17 protein-coding genes are annotated in these 21384 nt (G+C 41.5%); all 17 read left to right on the forward strand.

All coding sequences use genetic code 11. The annotated features are described in order from the left end of the window. The first annotated feature begins 27 nt into the window (after nucleotides 1-27). The 17 genes from ACQYAC_RS02195 (at nucleotide 28) to yfmH (ending at nucleotide 21348) form a co-directional block, all read left to right on the forward strand. Entirely contained in the window at nucleotides 28-1257 is a 1230-nt protein-coding gene (locus tag ACQYAC_RS02195; RefSeq protein ID WP_061407824.1) for a M16 family metallopeptidase, read from the forward strand. 73 nt (nucleotides 1258-1330) lie between these two features. Next, on the forward strand, nucleotides 1331-2254 hold the full coding sequence (locus ACQYAC_RS02200; protein ID WP_429942630.1) for an aminoglycoside phosphotransferase family protein: 924 nt from the start codon (nucleotides 1331-1333) through the stop codon (nucleotides 2252-2254). Nucleotides 2255-2324: 70 nt separating this feature from the next. After that, nucleotides 2325-2597: a YlmC/YmxH family sporulation protein gene (locus tag ACQYAC_RS02205; RefSeq protein ID WP_012010001.1), complete on the forward strand. Its 273-nt coding sequence runs from the start codon at nucleotides 2325-2327 to the stop codon at nucleotides 2595-2597. A gap of 123 nt (nucleotides 2598-2720) precedes the next feature. Next, complete coding sequence (gene dpaA / locus ACQYAC_RS02210; protein WP_061407829.1) at nucleotides 2721-3623, forward strand: dipicolinic acid synthetase subunit A; 903 nt, start codon at nucleotides 2721-2723, stop codon at nucleotides 3621-3623. Beyond that, nucleotides 3620-4213, forward strand: a complete 594-nt coding sequence (gene dpaB / locus ACQYAC_RS02215) for a dipicolinate synthase subunit B (protein ID WP_058013961.1) — start codon at nucleotides 3620-3622, stop codon at nucleotides 4211-4213. The genes dpaA and dpaB overlap by 4 nt, the downstream gene beginning before the upstream one ends. A 139-nt stretch (nucleotides 4214-4352) precedes the next feature. After that, on the forward strand, nucleotides 4353-5372 hold the full coding sequence (gene asd / locus ACQYAC_RS02220; RefSeq protein WP_429942631.1) for an aspartate-semialdehyde dehydrogenase: 1020 nt from the start codon (nucleotides 4353-4355) through the stop codon (nucleotides 5370-5372). Between the two features lie 92 nt (nucleotides 5373-5464). Beyond that, nucleotides 5465-6679 (forward strand): aspartate kinase, encoded by a 1215-nt coding sequence (gene dapG / locus ACQYAC_RS02225; RefSeq protein ID WP_012010005.1) that lies wholly within the window; start codon nucleotides 5465-5467, stop codon nucleotides 6677-6679. Between the two features lie 30 nt (nucleotides 6680-6709). Continuing rightward, nucleotides 6710-7576 (forward strand): 4-hydroxy-tetrahydrodipicolinate synthase, encoded by an 867-nt coding sequence (dapA, locus tag ACQYAC_RS02230; RefSeq protein WP_144462034.1) that lies wholly within the window; start codon nucleotides 6710-6712, stop codon nucleotides 7574-7576. A gap of 171 nt (nucleotides 7577-7747) precedes the next feature. Further along, entirely contained in the window at nucleotides 7748-9415 is a 1668-nt protein-coding gene (gene rnjB, locus ACQYAC_RS02235) for a ribonuclease J2 (RefSeq protein WP_169056537.1), read from the forward strand. Between the two features lie 119 nt (nucleotides 9416-9534). Then, nucleotides 9535-10263 (forward strand): ClpP family protease, encoded by a 729-nt coding sequence (locus ACQYAC_RS02240; protein WP_058013958.1) that lies wholly within the window; start codon nucleotides 9535-9537, stop codon nucleotides 10261-10263. Further along, on the forward strand, nucleotides 10260-10496 hold the full coding sequence (locus ACQYAC_RS02245; RefSeq protein ID WP_058013957.1) for a YlzJ-like family protein: 237 nt from the start codon (nucleotides 10260-10262) through the stop codon (nucleotides 10494-10496). Before ACQYAC_RS02240 ends, ACQYAC_RS02245 begins: the two co-directional genes overlap by 4 nt. 110 nt (nucleotides 10497-10606) lie before the next feature. After that, nucleotides 10607-12979 carry a DNA translocase FtsK gene (locus ACQYAC_RS02250; protein WP_429942632.1) on the forward strand — a complete coding sequence of 791 codons (2373 nt, stop codon included), beginning with the start codon at nucleotides 10607-10609 and terminating at the stop codon, nucleotides 12977-12979. 163 nt (nucleotides 12980-13142) lie between these two features. After that, on the forward strand, nucleotides 13143-13868 hold the full coding sequence (locus tag ACQYAC_RS02255; RefSeq protein WP_429942633.1) for a GntR family transcriptional regulator: 726 nt from the start codon (nucleotides 13143-13145) through the stop codon (nucleotides 13866-13868). 102 nt (nucleotides 13869-13970) lie between these two features. Continuing rightward, nucleotides 13971-15200 (forward strand): MFS transporter, encoded by a 1230-nt coding sequence (locus ACQYAC_RS02260; RefSeq protein WP_234034893.1) that lies wholly within the window; start codon nucleotides 13971-13973, stop codon nucleotides 15198-15200. A 316-nt stretch (nucleotides 15201-15516) separates the two neighbouring features. Continuing rightward, the gene (locus ACQYAC_RS02265; RefSeq protein ID WP_429942634.1) at nucleotides 15517-18633 is read left to right on the forward strand and encodes an MMPL family transporter; all 3117 of its coding nucleotides are present in this window, start codon (nucleotides 15517-15519) and stop codon (nucleotides 18631-18633) included. Nucleotides 18634-18778: 145 nt separating this feature from the next. Continuing rightward, nucleotides 18779-20059 (forward strand): EF-P 5-aminopentanol modification-associated protein YfmF, encoded by a 1281-nt coding sequence (yfmF, locus tag ACQYAC_RS02270; RefSeq protein ID WP_339165719.1) that lies wholly within the window; start codon nucleotides 18779-18781, stop codon nucleotides 20057-20059. Continuing rightward, nucleotides 20056-21348 (forward strand): EF-P 5-aminopentanol modification-associated protein YfmH, encoded by a 1293-nt coding sequence (gene yfmH, locus ACQYAC_RS02275; RefSeq protein ID WP_106028935.1) that lies wholly within the window; start codon nucleotides 20056-20058, stop codon nucleotides 21346-21348. Before yfmF ends, yfmH begins: the two co-directional genes overlap by 4 nt. The last annotated feature ends 36 nt before the right edge of the window (nucleotides 21349-21384 follow it).

The following is a 21384-nucleotide window of genomic DNA, read 5'->3' on the forward strand; positions in this document are numbered from 1 at the left end:
CTGTTTGTTGAATAGGAGGAGCAAAACTTGGTCAAAACGTATACTTGCCAAAATGGAGTAAGAATTGTACTTGAAAACAATCCCACTGTAAGATCTGTCGCAATTGGCGTCTGGATTGGAACTGGTTCTAGACATGAGACACCAGAAATTAACGGGATCTCACACTTTCTAGAGCATATGTTCTTTAAAGGAACAAAGACGAGATCTGCACGTGATATCGCAGAATCCTTTGACCGCATTGGTGGTCAAGTGAATGCCTTTACGTCAAAAGAATACACTTGCTACTATGCAAAGGTGCTTGATTCACATGCTGGCTACGCCCTCGATGTATTAAGCGACATGTTCTTCCACTCTGCTTTTGATGAAGAAGAGTTGAAAAAAGAAAAAAATGTAGTATATGAAGAAATCAAAATGTATGAGGATACACCTGATGATATCGTTCATGATCTGTTGAGCAAAGCGATTTATGGTGATCATTCTTTAGGTTTCCCGATTTTAGGAACAGAAGAAACACTTTCTACCTTTAACGGTGACTCTCTTAGAGCTTATATGGATGAATTCTACACGCCGGACCGCGTCGTCATCTCTGTTGCAGGGAATGTGGATGACACATTCATTAGTGAAGTTGAAAAGTTGTTCGGTTCGTATGAAACGAAAGGAAAAAAACAGCCTGTAGAAGCGCCGCAATTTCACTATGACAAGCTCACACGCAAAAAGGAAACAGAGCAAGCGCATCTATGCTTGGGCTTTAATGGCCTCCCAGCTGGAGACAAAGGCATCTATGACTTAATCGTCTTAAATAATGTTCTTGGCGGAAGCATGAGCAGCCGCTTGTTCCAGGATGTAAGAGAAGACAAAGGACTCGCTTATTCTGTTTTCAGCTATCACAGTTCATTTGCAGATAACGGCATGCTGACGATTTATGGCGGGACTGGAGCGAAGCAGTTAAACCTACTCTCTGAAACCATCTTACAAACGCTAGACGTCTTAAAGCGTGAGGGAATCACGCAAAAAGAGCTTGAAAACTCTAAGGAGCAAATGAAAGGGAACCTGATGCTCAGCCTTGAAAGCACAAACAGCAAGATGAGCCGAAACGGTAAAAACGAACTGCTCCTTGGCAAACATCGCACACTTGATGAAATTATTGACGAAATCAACAAAGTCACATTAGAAGGTGTGAATAACTTATCCAAACGAATCTTTACAGAGGATTATGCGCTCTCGCTTATTAGTCCTACGGGTGATCAGCCATCATAATGTAAACAACACGGCAGGCTTCTTAAGAGGTCTGCCGTTTATTATATATCAAGAAGAAAGGGGCGCTGCTTACATGGAACGTGAAAAACTGAAAATCCTTTCTCCGCTTCTGACACAAGCCATCTCCTTTGAGCCGATGACATCTGGCCTTTCTGGAAACCGTACTTATCTCGTCACAACATCCTCAAGTGAAAAGCTAGTGCTCAAGCTATCAAACCTCAAAACGTATTCCAATTTTAAAAGAAAAGCGTCAGTTCAGCAAAAGTTTAAAGATCGAGGCCTTCTATGTTCTGAAGTGATGGAGATTGGGATGAATACTGAACTCAACTGTACCTATCGTATTTTCACATTTATTGAAGGAGAGAATGCTAGAGCATCCATCCATCTGCTTACAAATGAAGAGCAGTATGAAATCGGGAGACGGGCAGGCAAAGAACTTAGTTTCATGCATACATGTCCCGCACCTTCTCATATCGCGACATGGGAAGAGAGGGTCATGACGAAACATGAACGGTATGTACATGCCTATCAATCAAGTGGAGTGACCTTTGCTCAGGATCAATTCGTATTAGATTTTATTAAATCACATGTTGATGCAGTAAAGGCGAGGCCTAATCAATTCCAGCATGATGATTTTCATTTGGGGAATATCATCATACAAGAAGGTGAGTATTCAGGAGTCATTGATTTTGATCAATCTGACTGGGGTGACCCAGTTCATGATTTTTATAAATTGTCCTTATTTAGCCGAGAAAATAGTATTCCGTTTTCAGCAGGGCAACTGGATTACTATGTAAGTACGCAGGCCACAGACGATTTTTGGCTTCTTTTTTCTATCTATACAGCAATGAGCTGCTTTTCTTCTATTGTCTGGACGCTTTCTTATGACACTGAACATGTAAAAGACATGGTGAACAGAGTGGAAAGAATGCTCGCAGACCATGATCACTTTCATCTACTGAAACCAGCTTGGTATTCAAATTGGCATCATTCATAACTTGAAAAAGCGGGACGGTCTATTTCTTCTTGTGGCTGCATATATGATACGGAAGGGAAGTGATGCGATTTTGAGGCTAAGTGAGCTGTCAGGAAAAGAGATCGTCGATATTAAAAGAGCGGAGCGGCTTGGCGTGCTTGGACAAACCGACCTTGAAATCAATGAACAGGACGGTCAAATCACAGCACTCATCATACCTTCGGTGAAGTGGTTTGGTTTTCGAAAGCAAGGAAATGACATCCGCGTCCCGTGGAATCACATTCAAAAAATAGGATCAGATATGATCATTCTCGATGTGCCTGAAGCACTTCAGCCGCCCGGGGAAAAAGAGCATCCATCATAAATGGGTGCTCTTTTTCTTTTCTCTCTTCGATTTGTTCACAGGCTGAATCCTCTCCTCATATGCTAAAAGGGAGATTCAGAAAATATTACAGACTTTTTTAAATAAAGAAGGTGAACGGTCAGTATGTTGAGCGGTTTAACGGTTGCGGTGATCGGGGGAGATGCAAGGCAGCTTGAAATTATTCGCAAGCTGTCACAGCAGCATGCCAAAGTGTTTTTGGTTGGATTTGATCAGCTGGATCACGGATTTATAGGGGCTGAAAAGCTAAAAATGTCAGAACTACCATTCGAACAGGTAGACAGTATGATCCTGCCAGTATCAGGCGCAACGGATGAAGGTGTTGTCGCGACAGTTTTCTCAAATGAACAGGTGTTACTAGAAGCAACATATTTAGAAAGAACCCCTGCCCATTGTACCTTGTACTCAGGTATTTCTAATACGTACTTAGACAATCTGGCAAAGCAGGTGAACCGAAAACTTGTGAAGCTGTTTGAGCGAGATGATATTGCCATATATAACTCTATTCCTACAGTTGAAGGGATTATCATGATGGCCATTCAGCAAACGGATTATACCATTCATGGATCACGTGTTGCTGTTCTCGGGCTCGGAAGAACAGGACTCACCATTGCCCGCACATTTCGGGCACTCGGTGCGGACGTAAAAGTAGGGGCAGCAGATACAGCTCACTTGGCGCGGTCCTTTGAAATGGGACTCGATCCATTTTCAATGGACCAGTTAAAAGAAGAAGTAACGGATGTAGATATCATCATCAATACCATTCCAAGCCTTGTATTAGATTCATCTGTCATCGTCAGCATGACACCAAAGACACTCATTTTGGATATCGCCTCCCGCCCAGGAGGAACAGACTTTGACTTTGCACAAAAACACGGAGTGAAGGCGCTTCTTGCACCTGGACTTCCGGGAATTGTTGCGCCAAAGACAGCAGGGCAAATCATTGCAAAAGTGCTTTCTGGGCTCTTATGTGAACTTGCAGAGGAAAAAAGGGGGATGGAATCATGACAACATTAAAAGGGAAAAGAATCGGCTTTGGCTTAACTGGTTCCCACTGTACGTACGAAGCGGTTTATCCGCAAATCGAAGCACTTGTAAAAGAAGGAGCAGAAGTGCGTCCAGTGGTGTCATATACGGTCCAGAACACGAATACAAGATTCGGAGATGGGGCGGACTGGATTGAGCGGATTGAGAAGCTGACTGGCTTTAAGGCAATTGACTCAATCGTGAAAGCAGAGCCGCTCGGGCCTAAGCTGCCACTTGATTGTATGGTCATTGCTCCATTAACTGGGAACTCGATGGCGAAATTCGCAAATGCCATGACAGACAGCCCTGTTTTAATGGCTGCAAAAGCAACCATTCGAAATCATCGTCCTGTCGTTTTAGGAATTTCAACAAATGATGCGCTAGGCTTAAATGGTACAAATCTGATGAGGTTGATGTCGACAAAGAATATTTTCTTTATTCCATTTGGTCAAGATGATCCATTTAAAAAACCGACCTCCATGGTCGCGAACATGAATCTGCTTTCTCAAACAGTGGAAGAGGCACTTCAGCATAGACAAATTCAGCCGATTTTAATTGGACCAAACGAATAATAGATTCACTAGAAAATCATGAAAGATTCAAAAAAGATGCTTCAAGCCTTGCTTTTCTATGGTAAAATAAAATGTAAAAAGTCATAGGATGGCCATCCGAAAGAAAAGAATCATGGATGGGTCGGAAGGAGTTTTACTGATGGGAAGAGGATTGCATGTAGCTGTAGTTGGAGCGACTGGAGCTGTCGGTCAACAAATGTTAAGAACACTAGCTGACAGAGATTTTGAAATGGATACACTGACTCTACTATCCTCAAAACGTTCTGCTGGAACAAAAGTGACATTCAGAGGTCAAGAGTATACCGTACAGGAAGCAACACCTGAAAGCTTTGAAGGAGTAAACATTGCATTATTCAGTGCTGGAGGAAATGTTTCCAAGGCGCTAGCTCCTGAAGCGGTCAAACGAGGTGCGATTGTTGTAGACAACACAAGTGCTTTCCGTATGGACGAAAACATCCCTCTTGTCGTACCAGAGGTAAACGAAAAAGACTTGCATGACCATAAAGGAATCATTGCAAACCCTAACTGTTCAACGATTCAAATGGTAGCGGCATTAGAACCGCTTCGTCAGGCGTATGGCATGAAAAAAGTCATCGTGTCCACTTACCAAGCCGTATCAGGTGCAGGACATGAAGCCATTGACGAGCTATACAGCCAATCACAAGCCATTTTAAATAAAGAAGATGTGAAGCCGGAAGTCATGCCTTATCAAATTGCATTTAATGCGATTCCGCAAATTGATAAATTCCAAGACAATGGATACACATTTGAAGAAATGAAAATGATCAACGAAACGAAAAAAATCATGCATATGCCAGAGCTGGAAGTAGCGGCAACATGTGTGAGACTTCCAATTGAAACAGGACATTCAGAATCTGTTTACGTCGAACTAGAATCAAACGACGCAACAGTTGACGACATCAAGTCCGTTCTAAAAGATGCTCCAGGCATTACATTGCAAGATGATCCGTCTCAGCAAATTTATCCAATGCCTGCAGATGCTGTTGGGAAAAACGACGTATTTGTCGGCCGCATTCGGAAAGATTTGGACCGTCCAAACGGGTTCCATATGTGGATTGTATCTGATAACCTGCTAAAAGGCGCTGCATGGAACTCCGTTCAAATTGCAGAAAGCTTAAAAGCATTAAAATTAGTTTAACATTCAATGGATGATGAGGACGAACAGAAGAGAGTTAGGCATCTTTCGCCTGCTCTCTTCTGTTACGTCAGAATGAACTTGGAGTGAAGACAGTGAAAATAATTGTCCAAAAATTTGGCGGTACATCTGTCAAAGATGATCAAGGTAGAAAAAGGGCACTTGCACATATCTTATCGGCAAAAGAGAAAGGCTATAAGTCGGTTGTCGTCGTTTCCGCAATGGGACGAAAAGGTGATCCTTATGCGACAGATACGCTGCTTGGTCTGCTTTATGGCAGCGCGCAGCACATGACAAATCGAGAAAAAGACTTGCTCGTTTCCTGCGGAGAGAATATTTCAGCTGTTGTGTTTTCAAGTATGCTGAATGAAAACGGGCTAAAAGCTGTAGCGATGACAGGCGCACAGGCTGGCTTTGTGACAGATAAGGAGCATACGAGTGCGAAAATTATTGATATGAAGTGTGAGCGTCTCGAGGCGGCACTGTCTGAACATGATGTTGTCGTTGTTGCTGGGTTCCAAGGAGCTGCGAAAAATGGGGACGTGACCACAATCGGACGAGGCGGCAGTGATACGTCCGCAGCTGCTTTAGGTGCTGCATTGCAGGCAGACTTTATTGATATTTTTACAGATGTAGAAGGCGTGATGACGGCAGATCCCCGCATTGTTGAAAATGCAAAGCCGCTCAGAGTCGTGACTTATACAGAAATTTGCAACCTTGCATATCAAGGAGCAAAAGTCATTCACCCGAGAGCTGTCGAAATTGCGATGCAAGCAAAAGTACCAATGAGGGTCCGTTCAACATACTCTGATGAAGAGGGCACACTCGTCACATCACACTACTCAGATAAAATGAGCCATGATGTGTATGACCGCCTCATTACGGGTATTGCACATGTCAATGATGTGACGCAAATCAAAGTCCCAGCAAAAGAAGGGCAGTACAGCGTCCAAACAGAGGTCTTTAAAGCAATGGCTAATGCACAAATCAGTGTCGATTTCTTCAACATTACGCCGAGTGAGATTGTGTATACCGTGACAGGTGCAATGACTGAAAAGGCAACCTCGATCCTAAAAGATCTTGGCTATACGCCAATTGTCACAACAAATTGTGCGAAAGTATCAGCTGTTGGCGCAGGCATCATGGGTGTACCAGGTGTCACATCTAAAATTGTATCGGCTCTATCCGAGCAAAACATTCCGATTTTACAATCGGCTGACAGCCATACGACCATTTGGGTGCTAGTGAACGAAGAAAACATGAGAGCGGCTGTCAATGCCCTGCACGAAGTGTTTGAACTTTCAAGATAAATGTGATTGAATCATGATGAGGTGAAAAAAATGAATTTCGGAAATATCGCAACAGCTATGATTACACCTTTTGATAAAAAGGGCAACATTGATTTCCAAAAGCTATCAATTCTCATTGATTACTTGTTAAAAAACGGCAGTGACTCGTTAGTCGTTGCAGGGACAACAGGCGAATCGCCAACTTTATCGACTGAAGAAAAAGTCGCTCTTTTTCAGCAATCGGTAAAATTAGCAAATGGTCGTTGTAAAATCATTGCAGGAACAGGCAGTAATAATACAAATGCGTCTATCAAACTAACGAAAAAAGCAGAAGAAGCGGGCGTTGATGCAGTGATGCTTGTCGTACCTTACTACAACAAGCCATCACAGGAAGGCATGTATGCACACTTTAAAGCCATTGCCGAGTCTACATCTCTTCCTGTCATGCTTTACAATGTACCAGGGAGAACGGTTGCGTCATTAGCCCCAGAAACAACCATTAAGCTTGCGCAAATACCTAACATTGTCGCTATCAAAGAAGCAAGTGGTGATCTTGATGCTATGACAAAAATCATTGCAGAGACACCAGAAGATTTCGATGTTTATTCTGGTGACGACAGCTTAACACTTCCTGCTGTATCTGTTGGTGCAAAAGGAGTAGTCTCTGTTGCGTCTCATATCGTAGGGCTTGATATGCAGGAAATGTTGAAAAGCTATGCTTCAGGTCAAACGGCCAATGCCGCATTGATCCATCAAAAGCTGCTCCCAATTATGAAACAGCTATTCTCAGCGCCAAATCCAACGCCCGTTAAGACGGCTCTTCAGCTAAAAGGACTAGATGTCGGATCGGTTCGTCTTCCGCTTCTACCTTTGTCAGAAGAAGAGAGACTGGATTTAAGCAGCGTCTTAAACAGCTGACCAAAACAAAAGATTTCGTAAGCGGTCATTCTCAGATGTCCCTGAGTATGACCGTTTTTTATACATAAACACTTTCTTAAAATGTGACTTCATCTTGTTTTCTAAAATTAGATTCAGTTATAATAGCATTAAGCGATGATGGACGGGCTTGAGACTAGGAGGATAAGAATTTTGAAAAAGAAAAATACAGAGAACGTAAGAATTATTGCACTTGGAGGCGTTGGAGAAATCGGGAAAAACTTATATGTCATTGAAATTGATTCCGACATATATGTGGTGGATGCAGGCTTGATGCATCCAGAAAACGAAATGCTAGGCATTGACGTCGTCATTCCTGATATCTCTTATTTAACAGAACGTGCTGATCGGGTGAAAGCAATTTTTCTTACCCACGGACATGATGAAGCAATCGGAGGCGTATTCCATTGCTTAAGCAAATTGTCTGTACCAGTTTACGGAACGAAGCTGACCCTTGCGTTACTTCGAGAAAAATTAAAACAGTATGGCTTCAATCAAAAAGCTGATTTGCGTGAGGTTCATGCAAAATCAGTCATTACGTTTGAAACAACAAAGGTATCATTCTTTAGAACGAATCACAGCATCCCTGATTCAGTTGGGATCAGCTTCAAAACCTCTCTTGGTTCAATCGTATGCACAGGTGATTTTAAATTTGATCAAACCCCAGCGCTTAACCAAGCCTGTGACATCGGAGAGATTGCGAAAATTGGAAACAATGGCGTGCTAGCACTTCTTTCAGACAGTGCCAATGCTGAAAAACCAGGTTATACACCTTCTGAGGCGCTCGTCCAAGACGAAATCTCAAATGCGATGTACAATGCTGAAAATCGTGTCATTGTGGCTGTATCTTCATCTAACATTAACCGAGTGCAGCAGATCATTAATGCAACAAATCAAAATGGCCGTAAGCTTGCCGTTGCAGGAAAGAATATGATGACAACTCTTCAGCTGGCGATCAAACTTGGTTATGTCACAGCAGACGAAGAATTATTTGTACCAGTTCAAGAAGTGAAGAAAATGGCGAAAAACGATGTGGTCATCCTGACAGCTGGAAGCCACGGAGAGCCTCTTGCTGCGTTAACAAAAATGGCGAAACAAAATCACAAACAGCTTCATATTGAAAAAGATGACACGGTTGTGATTGCATCTACACCTCTTCCTGGACAAGAACTCACCTATTCAAAAACAGTTGATTTCCTTACAAGAAGCGGCGCACAAGTCATTTTTGCGCAAAAACGTGTACATGTCTCTGGACACGGCTGCCAAGAAGAGTTAAAGCTCATGCTGAACTTACTCAAGCCGAAGTATTTAATTCCGGTGAATGGCGAATATCGTATGCAAAAAGCACATTCTCGTATTGCTGAAGAAGTGGGAATGAAACGAAGTGACATTTTCTTGATTGATAAAGGAGATGTTGTGGAGTTTAGAGGGCAGAACGTCAAGATCGGTGAAAAAGTTCACCAAGGCAATATTTTGATCGATGGTCTGGGCGTTGGTGATATTGGTAACATTGTGTTACGCGATAGACGCTTATTGTCTCAAGACGGTATCTTAATTGTCGTCATTACGCTCGATAAACAAAAGAAACAATTAATTTCTGGACCTGAAATCATCACAAGAGGATTTGTGTATGTCAGAGAGTCTGAAGAGCTGATTGAGAAAGCGACAGAAATGGTCAAAGGTATTGTCAAAGAGCAAACGGAAAACTCAATTGTTGAATGGTCAACGTTGAAACAATCCATGCGTGACGTACTTAATCAATTCCTATATGAAAAAACAAAACGTAAGCCGATGATCATTCCAATTATTATGGAAGTGTGATGAGAAAGCCCAAGGAGTATAAGCTCTTTGGGCTTTTTTGATGTGGTGCGAGGAATGCGGATTGAATACGGTCTTCTTGTTCATAATAGGAGGAGAGTTTGAGGAAAGGATGGAGACAAATGGACGAAAAAAATGAACAGCAGCCTGAGCGAAAGCCAGAAGAAAAAGACAGCATAATGAGCAAAATACAGCAGCTTGGTGAAACAGCCATACCACAGCTGCCGCAAGATACAAATATCCATTGCCTTACCATTATTGGACAAATTGAAGGCCACATGCAGCTTCCACCACAAAATAAAACCACCAAATACGAACATGTCATTCCGCAAATCGTAGCAGTAGAGCAAAACCCAAAAATTGAAGGGCTTTTGATCATCTTAAATACAGTAGGCGGCGATGTTGAAGCGGGGCTAGCGATTGCAGAAATGCTTGCGTCTCTATCAAAACCGACTGTATCGATTGTACTTGGCGGCGGCCACTCCATTGGTGTCCCGATTGCTGTATCGTGTGACTATTCCTATATTGCGGAAACAGCCACGATGACCATTCATCCTGTGCGCTTAACTGGTCTTGTCATTGGTGTCCCGCAAACATTTGAATACTTAGATAAAATGCAGGAAAGAGTCATTAACTTTGTGACAAGCCACTCCAATATTACAGAAGAGAAGTTCAAAGAGCTCATGTTCTCAAAAGGCAATTTGACAAGAGACATTGGAACAAATGTTGTTGGTCATGAGGCAGCAGCATACGGACTCATGAATGAAGTAGGCGGTGTAGGACAAGCAATTAAAAAGTTGAATGAGCTGATTGGAGAAAGGGCATCTCAAAACGAGGGGATGATCCAATGATTTTATACACACCTATGCCATATGAAGCCATTTACGCGGAGGAGCAAGGAGACCGCAAACTTCAGCAGGTATCCATCCAAGGCGTGCCAGTTATGGTTGAAATGAAAGAGGATGAAGCAGAAATCGTTCAAGTCATGAGTACCAATCCAATGGATTTTCTGAACCAAGAGCTTGCACCAGGCAAGCGATTGAAGTTACAATTAGGCTCCAATCAAACCGACTCATATGAATGATTCTATGCTATAATAAAGGGAAAACTTACAACAAGATGCAGCCAAAACCAGGCTGCTTTCTTTCTGATCTTTCGGTAGGTTATATTTTCTTTCGTAGTAAGGTGATGAGTATGGCTAAAAAGAGAAAACGGAAAACGAGAAAAAAACAAAATAAACAGCTAAAACTGAAATATGAATTAAATGGGTTAGTCTGTATTGCCATAGCGATCATTGCCATTTTACAGCTAGGCGTCGTTGGACAAACCTTCGTATATTTATTCCGATTTTTTGCAGGCGAATGGTTCATTCTCTGCCTTATCGGATTATTTCTTTTTGGCGTGACCATCTTCTGGAAAAAACAAATCCCAGATATGTTGACAAGGAGAAAGGCAGGGCTATACTGCATCATTGCGAGTATCTTGCTTTTGTCTCATGTGAAGCTCTTTCAGCACCTCTCATCTGCAGGTGTGATAGGCTCTCAAAGTGTGATCAGAAATACATTTGAGCTTTTCTTGATGGACATGAAAGGTGAGACAGGATCGCCTGATTTAGGAGGCGGCATGATCGGTGCCGTATTATTTGCTGCTTCTTATTTCTTATTTGCACAAGCAGGCTCTCAAATCATGGCAATCGTTCTGATGCTGATTGGAATTGTGCTGATTACAAATCGATCTCTTCAAGAAATGGTGAAAAAAGTGACGCTGCCTGTCTCGCAATTTATGGTGAAGCAGTGGAAAGCGTTTGTTGAAGATATGAAAGGAATCCGGCAGGCGAAAAAGAGCGTGTCCTCTCAGAAAACGGCCGAAAAGAAAAAACGGTCTCGTATTCAGGAAGAGGACGAAGATGATCAGATCTTAGTTGAAGAGGAAGCAGCGGTGCCTGACAATAGTCAGCCGATTATCTCAAGCTTTGCAGATAGAGATGACATTCTCACCCCGCTCGTTCAAAAAGAGCAGGCGGCAAAAGAGACTTCGCCTCTTCAAGAATCTGTGCAAAGTGCGCCTGCTCCATCAGATTCAGCTGATGAACCAAAAGAGGCGCCGCCGATGACGTTTACGGAACTTGAAAACAAAGATTACGAATTGCCGTCACTGGATATTTTGGCAGAGCCGCAGCACTCAGGACAGCAAACAGACAAGAAGAATATATATGAAAATGCAAGAAAGCTTGAAAAAACGTTTCAAAGCTTCGGCGTAAAAGCAAAAGTCACACAGGTTCACTTAGGACCAGCCGTCACCAAATATGAAGTCTATCCCGATGTTGGCGTGAAGGTAAGTAAAATCGTCAATTTAAGTGATGACTTAGCCCTTGCTCTTGCAGCAAAAGATATTCGGATTGAGGCGCCGATTCCTGGGAAATCAGCCATTGGGATTGAGGTTCCTAATGCAGAAATTGCGATGGTTTCTTTAAAAGAGGTATTAGAATCGAAGCAAAATGACCGTCCAAATGCGAAGCTGCTGATTGGACTCGGCCGCAATATTTCGGGTGAAGCCGTGCTCGCTGAAATGAACAAAATGCCGCATTTACTTGTAGCAGGATCGACAGGAAGCGGAAAAAGTGTGTGCATTAATGGTATTATCACGAGTATTCTCATGAGAGCGAAACCTCATGAAGTAAAAATGATGATGATTGATCCGAAAATGGTTGAACTAAATGTGTATAATGGCATTCCGCATCTACTCGCTCCCGTTGTAACGGACCCTAAGAAAGCCTCACAGGCACTGAAAAAAGTCGTCAGTGAAATGGAACGCCGATATGAATTATTTTCTCATACGGGGACAAGAAACATTGAAGGATACAATGATTACATTAAACGAATGAATCAATCAGAAGAGGCGAAACAGCCAGAACTTCCTTATATTGTCGTCATTGTAGACGAGCTTGCAGATTTAATGATGGTCGCTTCCTCAGATGTGGAGGATTCCATTACAAGACTTTCGCAAATGGCTCGTGCAGCTGGGATTCATTTAATTATCGCCACACAAAGACCTTCTGTCGATGTCATTACAGGTGTCATTAAAGCCAACATCCCATCTCGCATCGCCTTTAGCGTGTCCTCGCAAACTGATTCAAGGACGATCCTTGATATGGGGGGCGCAGAAAAACTGCTCGGCAGAGGGGACATGCTGTTTCTGCCAGTTGGTGCAAACAAACCGGTTCGTGTGCAGGGCGCCTTTCTATCAGATGAAGAAGTGGAGCATGTCGTTGATCATGTGATCACTCAGCAAAAAGCGCAATATCAAGAAGAAATGATCCCAACTGAAGAAACGCAGGATCAGCTTACGGCTGTGGATGACGATTTATATGATGAAGCAGTGGAACTCATCATCGGCATGCAGACGGCTTCTGTCTCTATGCTTCAAAGAAGATTCCGTATCGGCTATACCCGGGCTGCCCGCCTGATTGACGCAATGGAAGAGCGGGGTGTTGTCGGTCCTTATGAAGGAAGTAAACCGAGAGAAGTCCTGCTTTCAAAAGAACAATATGACGAGCTCTCTTCATAAATCGAAGAGAGCTTTCTAAAAAAAAGTGAACGATAGTATGATTATGTTAACTGGAAGTCAGACTATTTATTTATTTGCAAAAACATGATATAGTTATGTTCAACTTATCTCGGAATAGAGATTTCTCATCTTATCATTTGCATTGATTAGACGGAGGGAAAACATGTCGACCAAAACAGACAATCGCCATTTATATTTGAAAGTGATTGACCGTATTAAAGAAGATATACAAACAGGCGTATATGCCGAAAAAGAGAAACTGCCTTCTGAATTTGAGCTCTCAAAGCTTTTAGGCGTGAGCAGAGCGACACTGCGTGAAGCCCTTCGTATATTAGAAGAAGAGAAATATTTAATTAGAAGGCATGGTGTGGGTACGTTCGTCAACACAAGACCACTCTTTTCAACAGGCATAGAACAGCTGGCAAGTGTCACGAAAATGATAGAGCAGGTCAATATGACGCCTGGTACCATCTTTTTATCCTCCCAAGAAGGGGAGCCAACAGAGAATGATGTGATTCGTTTTCAGTGTGATGAATCTGATGAGGTTTTTTCAATGGAGCGCGTTCGAACGGCAGATGGACAGCCAGTGGTTTACTGTTTAGATAAAATTCCGGTTAAGCATCTTCCTGCTTCTTTTACACATGAAGAAGAGTCTCTTTTTGAGCTGTTTGGAAGAGAACCACACAGCGGGATTAAATATGCAGTTGCTGACATTGAACCAATCGGCTACCACGATCAGGTTTCACCGATACTAGAATGTGATCCTGAAACAGCATTATTATTATTGAAACAAATGCACTATGATCAGGATGATCAGCCGGTCTTATACTCACTAAATTATTTTCGAGCGGATAAATTCAGCTTTCATGTGATACGTAAACGATTTTAACGAGCAGTCGCTTTCATAAGCGGTTGCTTTTTGTTTGCCCATACATAATACCCGTAAAACTTGCCACACTAATACGTAACAGTATATAGAATTGGGTGAATGATGTTGGGCGAGAAAACAGTTAGTAAAAAGAATATTATTGCATTATCATCAGTGCCTTTAATCATGACACTTGGGAACTCGATGCTCATTCCCGTATTGCCACAGATAGAAAAGACACTTTCCATTACTTCCTTTCAAGTCTCCCTCATTATTACGGTATACTCCGTTGTCGCGATCTTATGTATTCCGATCGCCGGCTATTTATCAGACCGAATCGGGCGAAAAAAGGTACTCCTGCCGTGTCTGTTAATCGCAGGACTTGGAGGGGCTGTGGCAGCAGTTGCCTCAACGATCATGAAAGAGCCGTACATGTGGATTCTATTTGGCAGGGTCCTACAAGGTGTTGGGTCAGCCGGGGCAGCACCTGTCGTAATGCCGTTTATTGGAGATTTGTTTCATGATGATGAAGAAGTTAGTGCGGGACTAGGCGCCATTGAAACCTCTAACACAGCTGGAAAGGTATTGAGCCCGATTATTGGGGCGCTTTTGGCTTCATGGTTTTGGTTTGTGCCGTTTTGGTTTATTCCGTTCTTCTCAATCATCAGCTTTCTCATGGTACTGTTCATGGTAGAGTCCGCGGAAAAAGAGGAGGACCCGCCTTCATTTAAAGAATTTTTAAAATCAACAAAGACCATATTTAAGCATGAGGGACGCTGGCTGTATGCTATTTTTGCAATTGGCGGTTTTATTATGTTTCTTCTTTTTGGTGTGCTTTTTTACTTATCTGATAACCTAGAGGCAGCTTATCAAATTAAGGGTGTCAAAAAAGGGCTCCTGCTTAGCATTCCGCTCCTTTTTCTATCCATCAGCTCATACGTTGCTGGGAAAACGATTGGAGAAGAAAAAGGGAAAATGAGAATCTTTTTAATCGTAGGAATGGCCTTGTTATCACTTTCTTATATGTTTTTATGGTGGAATCACAGCTTTTACGTATTGTTTATCTGCTTAAGCATTGGCGGTGTTGGCATCGGTATTGTACTGCCTGCACTAGATGCCCTGATCACAGAAGGAATTGAAAAAGAGCAGTGCGGAACCATTACGTCGTTTTACAGCAGTATGCGTTTTATCGGTGTCGCTTTAGGGCCACCGATTTACGCTTATCTCATGGATAAAGGGGACTCCATTGTTTTTATCCTCTCGACCATTTGCAGTCTTATTTCTCTATTTTTGGTCCTCTTCTTCATCCAGCCAGATGAAGAGGATGAAAGTGAACAATTAAAAACGGTTTAATCTAGAAAAAGACGGTATTTTGCCATCTTTTTTCTTTTTTATAAATTGACATGTAAAATTTTGATAGTTAAACTAATGTATAGTAATATCTTTTAAATTATTCCAAACAGGAGGTGTTCAAAAATATTCATTTTCTGTCTTTCTTTAGGCAGAAATTGAGTTTGCGTGGTGATGATGAATGTGTGTTTCTTCAACACGAAAAGACAATTGAATAGGTCATCCTGCCATTAGCACGTTGAAGGAGACGCAGTCAGCACTTCAGACACGCTCAAAAACAGCAAATTGATTGATGAACTAGAAGGAGCTTGAAGCAGCTATGTTGCAAATAATTAAAGCAAGATGGATTGTATTAGTGGTGTGGGTGATAACAGCTGTGATTCTGTTTATTACTGCGCCCAATTTAGAGGAATTAACAAGAGAAAAAGGGCAATTAAAGGTTCCGGAGGGGACACCAACAGCTGAGGCACTTCAATTATTGGATAAGCTCACAGATCAAAACGGGAAAAAAGATACGGGTGTCATTGTATTCTCCGAACAACATCTGTTCCCTAAGAAAGAGCAGGAACTAAAAAAGGCTTTATCTGCACTCATGACACATGCTCCAGACCTCCACATTGACGGAATTACTTCGTATTTTCATGTAGATCCGGACATTCAAAAACAACTTTTATCAAAGGATAAAAGTATACTTCTTGTTCCATTCAAATTCGACCACTACGAAACAAAAGCTGTGAAGATTAAAGAACAAATTGAGGAAGTTTTAAAGCCCTATCAAGTCTCTTATGAAATGACGGGACAAAAATTTGTGGATTCAGATGTCATTCAAAGCTCTCAACAAGGTCTGAAGAAAACTGAACTTATCACGATTATTTTTATTTTCTTTATTTTAATCATTGTTTTCAGATCGATTTTGGCACCTGTTGTTCCACTCATTACGATCGGCATTTCTTATGCCGTCAGTCGTTGTATTGTGGCTTTTCTAGTAGAATATATGCAATTTCCTCTATCTAATTTTACTCAGATTTTTATGGTAGCGATTATGTTCGGTATAGGAACAGATTATTGTATTTTGCTGTTAAGCCGTTTTAAAGAAGAAATTGGTCAAGGTCGTGATGTCAAAGAGTCGATTATCATCACATATAAATGTGCAGGGAAAACGGTCCTTTTCAGCGGTTTAGCCGTATTAGTCGGTTTCTCAAGCATTGGTTTTGCCAAATTTCAATTGTATCAATCAGCTGTTAGTGTTGCTGTAGGAGTTGGCATCCTGCTGATAGCTCTTGTCACCATCGTACCCTTTTTTATGTCTGTTTTCGGAAAATCCCTTTTCTGGCCGTCTAAAAGAGAAAACATTCGCCACCCGCAAAGTAAAATGTGGGAATGGGCTGGGCGTTTTTCATTTAAAAGGCCGCTGATCAGCCTAGGTTTAGTTGCACTCATTACGGTGCCTCCTATTTTGATGTACGACGGGACTCTTTCTTATAACAGCTTAAATGAGATTGGGACAAAGTATGAATCAGTGTCTGCATTTAATACGATATCAGAGCAATTTGGCTTTGGAGAAGCGCTGCCTCTGAATGTACTTGTTGAAAGTGACAACAAGTTAGATAACCAAGAAAAGATTGTCATGATTGAAAAGCTAACCCGTAAATTAAATGACATTGACGAAGTAAAGACGGTCCGCAGTGTCACTCGTCCTGTTGGTGATGGGTTAAGTCAGCTTTACGTCACCTCTCAAGCAAAAGAGCTGGGAGGAGAACTTGGTAAAGGCCATGAAGGAATCGGAAAAATTTCAGATGGTTTGACCGAAACAAATCTTGCCCTCCTTAAACAAAAACCAAAAATTCAAGAATCCGCTAAAGGCATTGACCAGCTGATTGATGGAACAAAAGCGATCAAAAGCGGCATTGGAGAAGTAAGGGAGTCCCTGATCTCTTTAGAAGATGGGGTGAGGCGCAGTAAAGATGGTGTCGGGACCATCCGAAGTAAAATCAAAAAAGCAAAAAAGGAATTAGAGCAAGAATATCGCAGCAGTGAAGCGATGATTCAAGAGCTTAAACGAATGGTGAGTACGCTAGAGCGTCATGCGAAATCAAATCAGCAGCTGATAACCACCATTAAAAAAGTAAAAAGTTCGTATGAAAGTGTATCGTTTGAAGCACTTGAAAAACGGCTTCCTGAAGTAAAAGATATGGATGAATATAAAGAAATCAAGGAAGTATTCAAAGACACAAAAGGAATGCTTGATCAAGCAGGGGATCAAATGAGTCTGTATGAAGAGGAAGCCTCTCTGTTTAAAGAAAAGATCAAAAAAGCAGATTCAGTGATTCAAAGCTTTTCAAGCAAGCAAAAAGAAGTAAAACATCAAGTGCGAGCGCTCATGGAGGGGCTGGACCAAATTTATGCCGGTCTTGATCAAACAAATGAAGGACAAAAACAATTGATCAAAGAAATGCCTAAAATTGAAGACGGCGCAGATCAACTGACAGGCGGACAAAAAGCCATCAAAAAAGGATTTAACCAGCTTTCATCAAAACTGACATTATTAACAGATGGATTAGGTGAAAGTATTGAAGGGCTTGAGCAGGTCAAAAGCGGCTTCACAGAGGCGGACGGCTATTTAAAGCAGCTTCAGCAAGCGCCAGATGAAGAAATAACGGGCTGGTTTATTCCAGAAGAAGTGCTGAAACGCCATGAATTTAAACAAATCTTTCAAACGTATATGTCTCCAGATCGTAAATTAACAACATTAGAAGTTATTTTAAATGTGAATCCATACAGCAATGAGGCGATGAAAGGCGTTGCAAAAATTGAGGAAACCCTTGATCAATATTTACCTGTCAGCGGGTTAAAGAATGCAAATTACGGTGTGTCTGGTATCTCAAGTTTAAATGTAGATTTAAAAGAAACATCTGACGGTGACTTTATTCGAACGGTCATTTTCATGTTAGTTGGCATCTTTATCATTTTAATTATATTATTACGGTCAATCGTCATGCCGATATACTTAACACTTTCACTCATTTTAACGTATTTTACATCCGTCGGTTTAACAGAATGGATCTTTAAAACATTTTTTGGCTACGACGGTCTCAGCTGGGCTGTCCCATTTTTCAGCTTTGTCATTCTTGTCACCCTTGGCATTGATTATTCGATCTTCCTAATGGATCGCTTTAATGAATGGAAGGGAGAACATGTGCAAGCATCCATGATATCAGCGATGAGAAATATGGGTTCTGTCATTATTTCAGCAGTCGCGATATTAGCGGGAACCTTCGCCGCTATGCTGCCGTCCGGTGTATTATCACTTGTTGAAATTGCAACGGTCATACTCATTGGGCTTTTATTATATGCTTTTGTTGTATTACCGCTCTTTATCCCAGTTATGGTTCGTATTTTCGGTAAATGGAATTGGTGGCCTTTTAGAATGAAATAACGGCCGGCGTCTCTGCTGATAGCAGAGGCGTTTTTATTTCCTATCCTTTCCTCTGATTGATATAATGTCTATTAAATGGCTGTTTTACGTATATATCAGCTATGTTCTAATACATAATAAATAGGATGAACAAAGGAGGTTTCTCATGACGTACTTACAAGAGAAGACACTAGACACACCTGGTCTTCATACTCATATTGTTAAAACAGAAAAATTTAAAACGGTCACAATCCTTTTTAAAATGCTTGCGCCTCTATCGAAAGATGACGTCACCATGCGTTCACTTTTCCCGCATGTGCTGTTAAGAGGAACAGAGAAAATGCCGAAAACAGGAGAATTACGTGCTTATTTTGATGAGCTTTATGGTGCAACTGTTTCGGCAGACATGGCGAAAAAAGGGGAGAATCACATCATTACCTTCCGCCTGGAAATGGCGAATGAAAAATATTTAAAGGATCAAACCCCTTTACTAGAAAAAGGGATTGCCTTACTATCTGATCTACTATTCCATCCTTATGTTGAAGATGGAGCCTTTAGTCAATTATATGTAGATCAAGAAAAGCGCACTTTAAAACAGCGAATTCAAGCAGTGTATGATGATAAAATGCGTTACTCGAACTTAAGGCTTGTGCAGGAAATGTGCAAAGGTGAACCGTATGCGCTGCACGTTAATGGAGAAATGGAAGATATCGAAACGATCACAGCTCATTCGCTGTTTGAAGCATATAAGCATGCGCTTCAAACAAATCAGCTTGATCTTTATGTTGTGGGAGATGTAGACGAACAAGACATCAGCCGAATGGTCTCTCAATACTTCAAAACAAGTGATAGAGAACCGGTCAAACAACATGCTGAATCGGCAAGCACGCAAAGAGAAGCAAAAGAAGTCATCGACGAAGAGGACGTGAAACAAGGCAAGCTGAATATCGGCTTTCGCACGCATACGACGATTGCAGATGACGATTATCCGGCTTTGCATTTGTTTAATGGCATATTCGGCGGCTTCTCGCATTCGAAGCTATTCATCAATGTTCGGGAAAAAGCAAGTCTTGCGTACTATGCTGTGTCTAGACTTGAGAGCTTTAAAGGCTTGATGATGGTCATGTCAGGGATTGAAGTCGGCAACTATCAGCAGGCAGTAGACATCATTAAAGAACAATTTGAAGCGATGCAAAAAGGTGATTTTTCAGATGAAGCGATTGACCAAACTAAAGCTGTGGTCAAAAATCAGCTGCTTGAAACGATCGATACATCTTATGGGACAGCAGAATACCTGTATCAGCATGCCGTTGTGCCAACAGGGGAAACGCTTGATTCCTTTTTAGAAGCACTTGACCGAGTGACAAAAGAGGACATCATCAAAGTGGGTCAGAAAATCGAATGGGATACGACCTATTTTCTTAAAGGAACGGAGGGTGCTTCATGACAGTGAAAACAATTCAATTCGACCAGCTCCAAGAAACGGTCTATCACGAAAAAATGGAGAGCGGACTTGACGTCTATGTGCTCCCAAAGCAAGGGTTTAACAAAACCTATGCAACCTTTACAACAAAATACGGCTCTGTCGACAATGAATTTGTGCCGCTTGGCAAAGAAGACATGATCCGAGTGCCTGATGGAATTGCCCATTTCTTAGAGCATAAACTGTTTGAAAAAGAAGATGGAGACGTATTTCATACATTTAGTAAACAAGGAGCATCCGCAAATGCTTTTACGACATTTACGAGAACAGCTTACTTATTCTCAAGCACCTCAAATGTTGAACAAAACCTTGAGACACTCATTGATTTTGTGCAAGAACCTTATTTTACTGAAAAAACGGTCGAAAAAGAAAAGGGAATCATTGGTCAAGAGATTAACATGTATGATGACAATCCCGACTGGCGTTTATTCTTTGGTCTGATTGAAAATCTATATCAAGAGCATCCTGTGAGAATTGATATAGCTGGAACAGTAGAAAGCATCGCTCCGATTACAAAAGATCATTTGTATGAATGCTATGAAACGTTCTATCACCCAAGCAATATGCTTCTATTTGTTGTCGGTCCCGTTGATCCGAAGCAAATATTAGATCAAGTTCGAGCGAATCAGGCGAAAAAGCCATTTACAGACCAGCCAGAGATCAAACGAAAAGACATCAATGAGCCTGAAGGTGTGTACCGAAAAGAATACGAACTTCCAATGAACGTACAAGGCTCGAAATGTATGTTTGGATTAAAAACAAAGAATCCTCATAAAAAAGGCAATGAACTGTTAAAACATGAGCTCGGAATGAATCTCATTTTAGAGACATTGTTTGGTAAAAGCTCCTTACAATATGAACAGATGTATGAAAAAGGCTTAATTGATGAGACCTTCAGCTACGATTATACGGAAGAAGGCGGCTTTGGCTTCACGTCAGTTGGCGGAGACACAAATGATCCAGATCAACTGGCGAAAGTATTAAAAGAAACCCTTCTTCAAGCAAAGAACTTAATCTCAGAAGAGAAAATTGAGCTCGCGCGCAAGAAGAAAATAGGCAGCTTTTTAAAAGCCATGAATTCTCCTGAATACATTGCGAACCAATTCACCCGATATGCATTTTTAGACATGAGCTTATTTGATGTCGTGACTATGCTGGAACAGATCCAATTAACCGACATTCAGCAAATTTTAGAAGAAGAAATTGATGAAGAACGGATGTCCGTTTTCAAAGTTGTCCCTAAAACAAAATAATTAAAAAAGGCAAACTCAGATAAAAGAGTTTGTCTT

It is taken from the genome of Bacillus sp. MM09(2025), from assembly GCF_050496725.1.
In the GTDB taxonomy this organism is placed as follows: Bacteria; Bacillota; Bacilli; order Bacillales; family Bacillaceae; genus Bacillus; species Bacillus pumilus.

What these genes read in the sequence shown, in the direction of transcription:
- ACQYAC_RS02265 (WP_429942634.1), top strand. Translation starts at nt 15,517, where the DNA reads ATGTTGCAAATAATTAAAGCAAGATGGATTGTATTAGTGGTGTGGGTG.
- ACQYAC_RS02240 (WP_058013958.1), top strand. Translation starts at nt 9,535, where the DNA reads ATGGACGAAAAAAATGAACAGCAGCCTGAGCGAAAGCCAGAAGAAAAA.
- dapA (WP_144462034.1), top strand. Translation starts at nt 6,710, where the DNA reads ATGAATTTCGGAAATATCGCAACAGCTATGATTACACCTTTTGATAAA.
- ACQYAC_RS02255 (WP_429942633.1), top strand. Translation starts at nt 13,143, where the DNA reads ATGTCGACCAAAACAGACAATCGCCATTTATATTTGAAAGTGATTGAC.
- ACQYAC_RS02245 (WP_058013957.1), top strand. Translation starts at nt 10,260, where the DNA reads ATGATTTTATACACACCTATGCCATATGAAGCCATTTACGCGGAGGAG.
- ACQYAC_RS02250 (WP_429942632.1), top strand. Translation starts at nt 10,607, where the DNA reads ATGGCTAAAAAGAGAAAACGGAAAACGAGAAAAAAACAAAATAAACAG.
- yfmF (WP_339165719.1), top strand. Translation starts at nt 18,779, where the DNA reads ATGACGTACTTACAAGAGAAGACACTAGACACACCTGGTCTTCATACT.
- dpaA (WP_061407829.1), top strand. Translation starts at nt 2,721, where the DNA reads ATGTTGAGCGGTTTAACGGTTGCGGTGATCGGGGGAGATGCAAGGCAG.
- ACQYAC_RS02200 (WP_429942630.1), top strand. Translation starts at nt 1,331, where the DNA reads ATGGAACGTGAAAAACTGAAAATCCTTTCTCCGCTTCTGACACAAGCC.
- asd (WP_429942631.1), top strand. Translation starts at nt 4,353, where the DNA reads ATGGGAAGAGGATTGCATGTAGCTGTAGTTGGAGCGACTGGAGCTGTC.
- dpaB (WP_058013961.1), top strand. Translation starts at nt 3,620, where the DNA reads ATGACAACATTAAAAGGGAAAAGAATCGGCTTTGGCTTAACTGGTTCC.
- ACQYAC_RS02260 (WP_234034893.1), top strand. Translation starts at nt 13,971, where the DNA reads ATGTTGGGCGAGAAAACAGTTAGTAAAAAGAATATTATTGCATTATCA.
- yfmH (WP_106028935.1), top strand. Translation starts at nt 20,056, where the DNA reads ATGACAGTGAAAACAATTCAATTCGACCAGCTCCAAGAAACGGTCTAT.